This is a genomic window from Streptomyces recifensis (assembly GCF_002154615.1).
GTDB classification, from domain to species: Bacteria; Actinomycetota; Actinomycetes; order Streptomycetales; family Streptomycetaceae; genus Streptomyces; species Streptomyces griseoluteus.
This window is the reverse complement of record NZ_MUNH01000077.1, coordinates 1-6,725: the sequence shown is the minus strand read 5'-3', so window position 1 is coordinate 6,725 and position 6,725 is coordinate 1. Positions and strand designations below refer to the sequence as shown.

8 protein-coding genes are annotated in these 6,725 nt (G+C 72.3%); 4 read left to right on the top strand and 4 right to left on the bottom strand.

Features of this window, described 5'->3' with window-relative positions:
• Positions 1 to 117: 117 nt before the first annotated feature.
• Entirely contained in the window at positions 118 to 537 is a 420-nt protein-coding gene (locus tag CCN33_RS05165) for a DUF3151 domain-containing protein (RefSeq protein ID WP_086691588.1), read from the bottom strand.
• 143 nt (positions 538 to 680) lie between these two features.
• On the opposite strand from CCN33_RS05165, the gene CCN33_RS05160 reads away from it, so the two are divergent.
• From CCN33_RS05160 to CCN33_RS05150, 3 genes are all read left to right on the top strand, one after another.
• Positions 681 to 1,541 (top strand): tryptophan 2,3-dioxygenase family protein, encoded by an 861-nt coding sequence (locus tag CCN33_RS05160; RefSeq protein WP_086691586.1) that lies wholly within the window; start codon positions 681 to 683, stop codon positions 1,539 to 1,541.
• Complete coding sequence (kynU, locus tag CCN33_RS05155; RefSeq protein ID WP_086691583.1) at positions 1,534 to 2,727, top strand: kynureninase; 1,194 nt, start codon at positions 1,534 to 1,536, stop codon at positions 2,725 to 2,727. The genes CCN33_RS05160 and kynU overlap by 8 nt, the downstream gene beginning before the upstream one ends.
• A gap of 184 nt (positions 2,728 to 2,911) precedes the next feature.
• Positions 2,912 to 3,805, top strand: a complete 894-nt coding sequence (locus CCN33_RS05150; protein WP_086691581.1) for an alpha/beta hydrolase — start codon at positions 2,912 to 2,914, stop codon at positions 3,803 to 3,805.
• A gap of 2 nt (positions 3,806 to 3,807) precedes the next feature.
• On the opposite strand, the gene CCN33_RS05145 is transcribed toward CCN33_RS05150, so the two are convergent.
• On the bottom strand, positions 3,808 to 4,029 hold the full coding sequence (locus tag CCN33_RS05145) for a DUF7489 domain-containing protein (protein WP_086691579.1): 222 nt from the start codon (positions 4,027 to 4,029) through the stop codon (positions 3,808 to 3,810).
• Between the two features lie 110 nt (positions 4,030 to 4,139).
• On the opposite strand from CCN33_RS05145, the gene CCN33_RS05140 reads away from it, so the two are divergent.
• Positions 4,140 to 5,348, top strand: a complete 1,209-nt coding sequence (locus CCN33_RS05140; protein WP_086691577.1) for a cytochrome P450 — start codon at positions 4,140 to 4,142, stop codon at positions 5,346 to 5,348.
• A gap of 14 nt (positions 5,349 to 5,362) precedes the next feature.
• Here CCN33_RS05140 and CCN33_RS05135 read toward each other — a convergent pair whose 3' ends face one another.
• Positions 5,363 to 5,878 carry a GNAT family N-acetyltransferase gene (locus CCN33_RS05135; RefSeq protein WP_086691575.1) on the bottom strand — a complete coding sequence of 172 codons (516 nt, stop codon included), beginning with the start codon at positions 5,876 to 5,878 and terminating at the stop codon, positions 5,363 to 5,365.
• A gap of 75 nt (positions 5,879 to 5,953) precedes the next feature.
• On the bottom strand, positions 5,954 to 6,628 hold the full coding sequence (locus CCN33_RS05130) for a DUF4097 family beta strand repeat-containing protein (protein ID WP_086691573.1): 675 nt from the start codon (positions 6,626 to 6,628) through the stop codon (positions 5,954 to 5,956).
• Positions 6,629 to 6,725: the final 97 nt, after the last annotated feature.

Here is a 6,725-nt window from a genome sequence, read left to right as displayed (position 1 = left end):
ACCCCCGACTGCCCCCACCCGGAATGCAGAACCCACGGCAGCATCACGACCCCACCCCTGGAAACGGGAGACACGGAGCCGGCTCCGAGGGGATGAGCGAACCCGGCCCCGCGGAACTCAGCCCCGCAGCTCCGTGTAAGCGTCCTCGCTGCTGTCCTGGAGGAAGTGCCAGCAGCGGTCCGCCTCCTCCTTCTCGTCGATCGCGTCGGCCGCGCGGGCTAGGGCGGCGAGGCAGCGGAGGAAGCCCCGGTTGGGGCGGTGGGACCAGGGGATGGGGCCGTGGCCCTTCCAGCCGGCGCGGCGCAGCGCGTCGAGGCCGCGGTGGTAGCCGGTGCGGGCGTAGGCGTACGACTCGACCACGCGGCCGGCCTCGAAGGCCTCGTCCGCGAGCATCGCCCAGGCCAGGGAGAACGTGGGGTACTTCGCCACGACCTCGGCCGGGGCCAGGGCGTCCTCGTCCAGCAGGCGGTACGCCTCTTCGTTCTCGGGCAGGTGCGTCGGGTCCGGGCCGCCGAGCAGGTTCTTGTGCGTAGTCATGGTGGAAGTCTGCCACTAGGGGTTACCGCCCCCGCCTTGCCGTATCCCATGGGATTGCGGAGGATTCGGTCTGGGGACCGGGGCCCCCGTGCCGGCATCGGCAGGGGCGGACCGCTACCCGGAGTTCACCACAGGAGACAGCGATGTCCCATCAGGCTCACCCCCCTTCCCAGGCCGCCGAAGAGGCCGCTGAGCCCGAGACCCCGCATCTCGACTTCGCCGGTACGACGCCGTACGAGGACTACGTCCGGGCCGACGTGCTCACGCACCTCCAGCACACCCTCTCCGACGACCCCGGAGAGATGGTCTTCCTGGTGACGACCCAGGTCATGGAGCTGTGGTTCACGGTGATCACGCACGAGTGGGAGACCGCCGCGAAGGCGCTCCGCTCGGACGACGTGCCCACCGCGATCGCCGCGCTGAAGCGCTCCGTGCGCGAGCTGGACGCGCTGAACGCCTCCTGGCGCCCGCTGGCCCAGCTCACCCCGGCCCAGTTCAACTCGTACCGGTCCACCCTGGGGGAGGGCTCGGGATTCCAGTCGGCGATGTACCGCCGCATGGAGTTCCTGCTCGGCGACAAGTCCGCGTCGATGCTCGTCCCGCACCGCGGCACCCCCCGCACGTACGCCGAGCTGGAGAAGGCGCTGTGCGAGCCGAGCCTGTACGACGAGGCGGTACGCCTGCTCGCCCGCCGCGGCCACGCGATCCCCGCCGAGGTGCTGAACCGGGACGTCTCCCGGCGGTACGAGCCCGTCGACGCGGTCGAGGCCGCGTGGACGGCGGTGTACTCCGGTGACCCCGACTCCGACCTCGCCCGCCTCGGGGAGGCGTTGACGAACGTCGCCGAACTGGTGTGGCGATGGCGCAACGACCACCTGGTGGCGACCCGCCGCGCGATGGGCTCGAAGGCCGGCACCGGCGGCTCCGCCGGAGTGGCCTGGCTGGAGAAGCGGGCCCGCAAGAACGTGTTCCCCGAGCTGTGGACGGCGAGGTCCCATGTCTGACCGTACGGAACTGGCGCTGCGCGCCAAGGAGCTGGACGCGGCCGACGCGCTCGCCGGACTGCGTGACCGGTTCGTCCTCGACGAGGGCGTGTACCTGGACGGCAACTCGCTCGGCGCGCTCCCCGCCCACGTACCCGACCGGATGCGGGACGTACTGGCCCGCCAGTGGGGCGAGTTGCGCATCCGCTCCTGGGACGAGTCGGGCTGGTGGACCGCCCCGGAGCGGATCGGGGACCGCATCGCTCCGCTGATCGGCGCCGGTCCGGGCCAGGTCGTGGTGGGCGACTCGACAAGCGTCAACGTGTACAAGGCACTTGTGGCCGCCGTACGGATGGCGGGGGAGGGCCGCGACGAGATCCTGGTCGACGCGACGACCTTCCCCACGGACGGCTACATCGCCAACTCGGCCGCCCGTATGACCGGTTGCGAGCTGCGCGCGCTGGCCCCCGCCGAGATCCCCGCCGCCCTCGGCCCCCGCACGGCCGCCGTCCTGCTGAACCACGTCGACTACCGCACCGGCCGCCTGCACGACCTGCCCGCGCTGACGGCGGCCGTCCACGACGCCGGCGCGCTGGCCGTCTGGGACCTCTGCCACAGTGCGGGCGCGCTGCCGGTCGGGCTGGACGCGCACGGAGTGGACCTGGCGGTCGGCTGCACCTACAAGTACCTGAACGGCGGCCCTGGTTCGCCCGCGTACCTGTACGTCCGCGGCGACCTCCAGGACCGTTTCGACTCGCCTCTGCCGGGCTGGAACTCACACGCCGAACCCTTCGGGATGAACCCCGAGTACACCCCGGTGCCGGGCGCGCGGCGCGGGCGGGTCGGCACTCCGGACATCCTCTCCATGCTGGCGCTCGAAGCGGCGCTGGAGGTGTGGGACGGGGTCTCGGTGGACGCCGTACGGGCGAAGTCGCTGGCCCTGACCGACTTCTTCCTGGACTGCGTGACCGCGTACACCGAGCCCGGCCGCGTGGAGTGCGTGACCCCGCTGCGACACGAGGAGCGGGGCAGCCAGGTCGCGCTGCGCTGCGCGGACGCCGGTGACGTGATGAAGCGGCTGATCGACCGGGGCGTGGTGGGCGACTTCCGCCACCCGGACGTGCTGCGCTTCGGCTTCACCCCGCTGTACGTCGGGTTCGCGGACGCGGAGCGCGCCGCGCGGGTGCTCGCAGAGGTGCTGGCGTAGGCGCGGGAACGGGGCGCCGGGGGCTGTGCGGAGGGACGAACTCCGCGCAGCCCCCTTCTGCCTCACCCTGGGTGACATCCCCGTGTCCGCGCACGTCACGGGCCTGATACCGTCCCGGCCAACGGCCGAATCCCCACCGTGGCCCTGGTCCGCCAAAACCCTTACACAGCTGGAAGGTTGGAGCATGCCGGAGGACGCAAGCGCAGCCCGTGCCGCCGCCGAGGAGGAGTCGGCGTTCTCCCATCCGCCCGTCGACCCCGACGCGAGCGCCCCCTACGGGGACCACCCCGACCAGGTGATCGACTTCTACGCCCCGCGCACCGGTACGGCGTCCGCGCCGCTGGTCGTGCTCCTGCACGGCGGGGCGTGGCGGGCGCGGTACGACCGGCGGCACATCACGCCGTTCGCGGACTTCCTGGCGCGGCGGGGATTCGCCGTGGCGAACGTGGAGTACCGGCGCGGCGGGCCCGGCGTCCCGGCGCAGAACACGGGCGGCGAACCGGCTTCCGTGCCTCCGGCGGGCCGGTGGCCGGAGACCTTCGACGATGTCGCCGCCGCGCTGGACGCGCTGCCGGAGCTGGCCCGTGAGGCGCTGCCGGGCGCGGACGCCCGGCGCACGGTCCTCACCGGGCACTCGGCGGGCGGGCACCTCGCGCTGTGGGCGGCCGCGCGGCACGTTCTTCCCGCGAACTCGCCCTGGCGTACGGACCGGCCGGCGCCCCTGCGCGGGGTCGTCGCGCTGGCGCCGATCGCGGATCTGGGGCTGGCGGAGAAGCTGGAGGTCTGCGAGGGGGCGGTGGGCCAGCTCCTGGGCGGGCAGCACTTGTCCGCGGAGCGGGCCCCGCACGCGGACCCCGCACTGCTCCTCCCGACCGGCATCGCCACGACCCTGGTGCAGGGCCGTACCGACCGGGACGTCCCCTACGAGGTGGCGGAGTCCTTCGCGGACGCGGCGGCCAGGGCCGGGGAGGTCGTGGGGGTGACGCTGCTGGAGGACGTCGGTCACTTCCCGCTGATCGACCCGGCGGCGGACGCGGCCGCGGTGGTGGCGGAGGAGATCGCCCAACTCGCTTTCTAGCGTTACGCCTTGACCGGGTCCTCGCCGGGCCGCTTGACGAGGCGGTCGCCGACGGCCAGGGACTTCCAGAGCCGGCGGCCGATCCGTACCTTCGTGGACGCGCCGTCGTTCAGGCGGAGTTCGGCGAAGTGGTACATGTTCGCGCCGTCGAGCATGCCGCGCGACTTGTCGGTGACGACGCCTTCCCAGGCGTCGTCCTGTCCGGGTTTGCGGGATTTGAACATGGCACGAGTCTAGGAAGGCGGGGGTCCCCGGCGGCAGTGCCCGGGGGCATGTGCTGGGGATGACACATGTCATCTGTCCCGGTGGGGTCCGCACGCACTAGCGTCCCCCCATGGGCACCACCTTCGACCCCTGGTCACCGGAGTTCCTCGCCGACCCCTACCCGGCCTACGCCGAGCTGCGGGGGCGCGGGCGGGTGATCCGGTACGAGCCGACGGACCAGTGGCTGGTGCCGCACCACGCCGACGTGTCGGCGCTGCTGCGGGACAGGCGGCTGGGGCGGACGTACCAGCACCGGTTCACCCACGAGGAGTTCGGCCGTACCGCGCCGCCTCCCGAGCACGAGCCGTTCCACACGCTCAACGACCACGGCATGCTCGACCTGGAGCCGCCGGACCACACGCGCATCCGGCGCCTGGTCTCCAAGGCGTTCACCCCGCGCACGGTCGAGCGGCTGCGGGGGTACGTGCACGGGCTGGCGGACTCCCTGGTGGCCGGCCTGGTCGCGGCGGGCGGGGGTGATCTCCTCGCGGACGTGGCGGAGCCCCTCCCGGTCGCGGTGATCGCGGAACTCCTGGGCATCCCGGAGGGGGACCGGGGGCCACTGCGGCCCTGGTCGGCGGACATCTGCGGGATGTACGAGCTGAATCCGTCCCCGGAGGCGGCGGCGCGGGCGGTGCGGGCGTCGGTGGAGTTCTCGGAGTACCTGAGGGGCCTCATCGCGGCGCGCCGCGCGGCCCCCGGGGACGACCTGATCTCGGCCCTGATCGCGGCCCACGACGAGGGCGACCGGCTCACCGAGCAGGAGATGATCTCCACGGCGGTGCTGCTGCTGAACGCGGGCCACGAGGCGACGGTGAACGCCACGACGAACGGCTGGCTGGCGCTGTTCGAGCACCCGGATCAACTGGCGGCGCTCAGAGCCGACTTGCAGCTGATCCCTACGGCGGTGGAGGAGTTGCTCCGCTACGACACCCCGCTCCAGCTCTTCGAACGCTGGGTCTTGGACGACATCGAACTCGGCGGCACGACCATCCCCCGGGGCGTCGAACTCGCCCTCCTCTTCGGCTCGGCCAACCACGACGAGGCCGTCTTCGACGCCCCGACGACCCTGGACCTGACCCGGAGGGACAACCCGCACATCTCCTTCAGCGCGGGCACCCACTACTGCATCGGCGCCCCCCTGGCCCGCCTGGAGCTGGGGGCGTCCATGAGAGCGCTGCTGACCCTGACCCCCACCCTGACCCTGGCCGCCGAGCCGGCCCGCAAGCCGGGCTTCGTGATGCGGGGGCTGGAGGAACTGAGGGTGACCGTCGTCTGAGGCATGCCGGAGAGTCAGAGGTCGTTGAAGGGCTCGGGGTAGGCGAAGGCGCCGCGTAGCGCCGGTTGGTACGCGGTCAGGGTGCGGACCTGGAAGTACTCGCCCCAGCCGGGATCGGGAGGGGTGATGCCGTACCGCGTGCTCGCCCGGAAGCCGAAGCGGTTGTAGTAGGCGGGGTTGCCGAGCAGGGCGACGAGGGGTTCGCCGGTCGCGTCCGCGGCGCCCAGTACGGAATGGACGAGCGCCAGGCCGACGCCACGGCGTTGGTGCGCCGGGTGCACGCTGAGCGGGCCGAGCGCGAGGACCGGGTGGGTTCCGACGTGCCCACGGGTGCAGACGACGTGCCCGACGATCTCCCCCTGCTCACCGGTCGCGACCATCGACAGCTCCGGAAGCCACGCCTCGCAGGTCCGCAGCCGGTCGAGGAGGCCGGCCTCCACGGGGTCCGGCGTATCCGGCTTGGCGAACGCGGCGGCGGTGACCGCGCGTACGGCGGGTTCGTCGGCGGGGGCTTCTCGTCGGATCAGCATCCGCCCAGTCTCGGTGGCTGAACAGCGGCACGGCAAAGGCTTTTGCCCGGCCGAGCGGCCGCCGAAGTTTCACCCTCAGGTGGAAGGTGCCAGGTTGACGTCGATGTTTCCGCCGCCCGTTCGGATGGTCACGTGGTGCGGGGAGGACGGGTCGGTCGGGACCGAGACCGTGTTGCGGCCGCCGCTCGTGGTGGCGTCGACGGCGTAGGGGGTGCGGGGGAGGGTGACCGTGACGTTGCCGCCGCCCGTCTCCGCGGTCAGGGCGGACGGGGGCTTCTTCAGGGACGCCTCGATGTTTCCGCCGTCCGTCCGGGCCGAGAGGGTCTTGGGGGCGGTGTCCGTCACGCGTACGTTTCCGCCGCCCGTCCGTGCCGTCATCGCGCCGTCGACCTCGCGGACGGTGATGTTGCCGCCCTCCGTGTCCAGGGTCAGGGTCGTGCCGGGGGGAACGGAGACGGTGTAGTTCACGCCGCAGTCGTCGCAGCGGGGGGCGGTGAGGGTGAGTCGGCCGTTGCTCACGGAGTGCTCGGTACGGGGCTTGTCACCGGCGTACCGGATCTTCTCCGTGACCTGCGCGCCGGTGCCCTCACCGGGCACGACGTCGATGTTCCCGCCGTTGGTCGTCACGCTCAGCGCGGTCACCTTCGCGTCGATCCCGTACTGGGCCGTCGCCGACTTGTCCTGCACGGCACACCCACCGAGCGCGACCCCCGCCACGACCGTCCCGGCCACCCACAGCTTCGCCTTCATACGTCCCCCTGAATTCCGCCGCCCCCTCCAGAGGTATCAGCCGACGCCCACCACCGAGGCACAACGGCGTGATCCGGCCACCCGAAATGACGGAAAC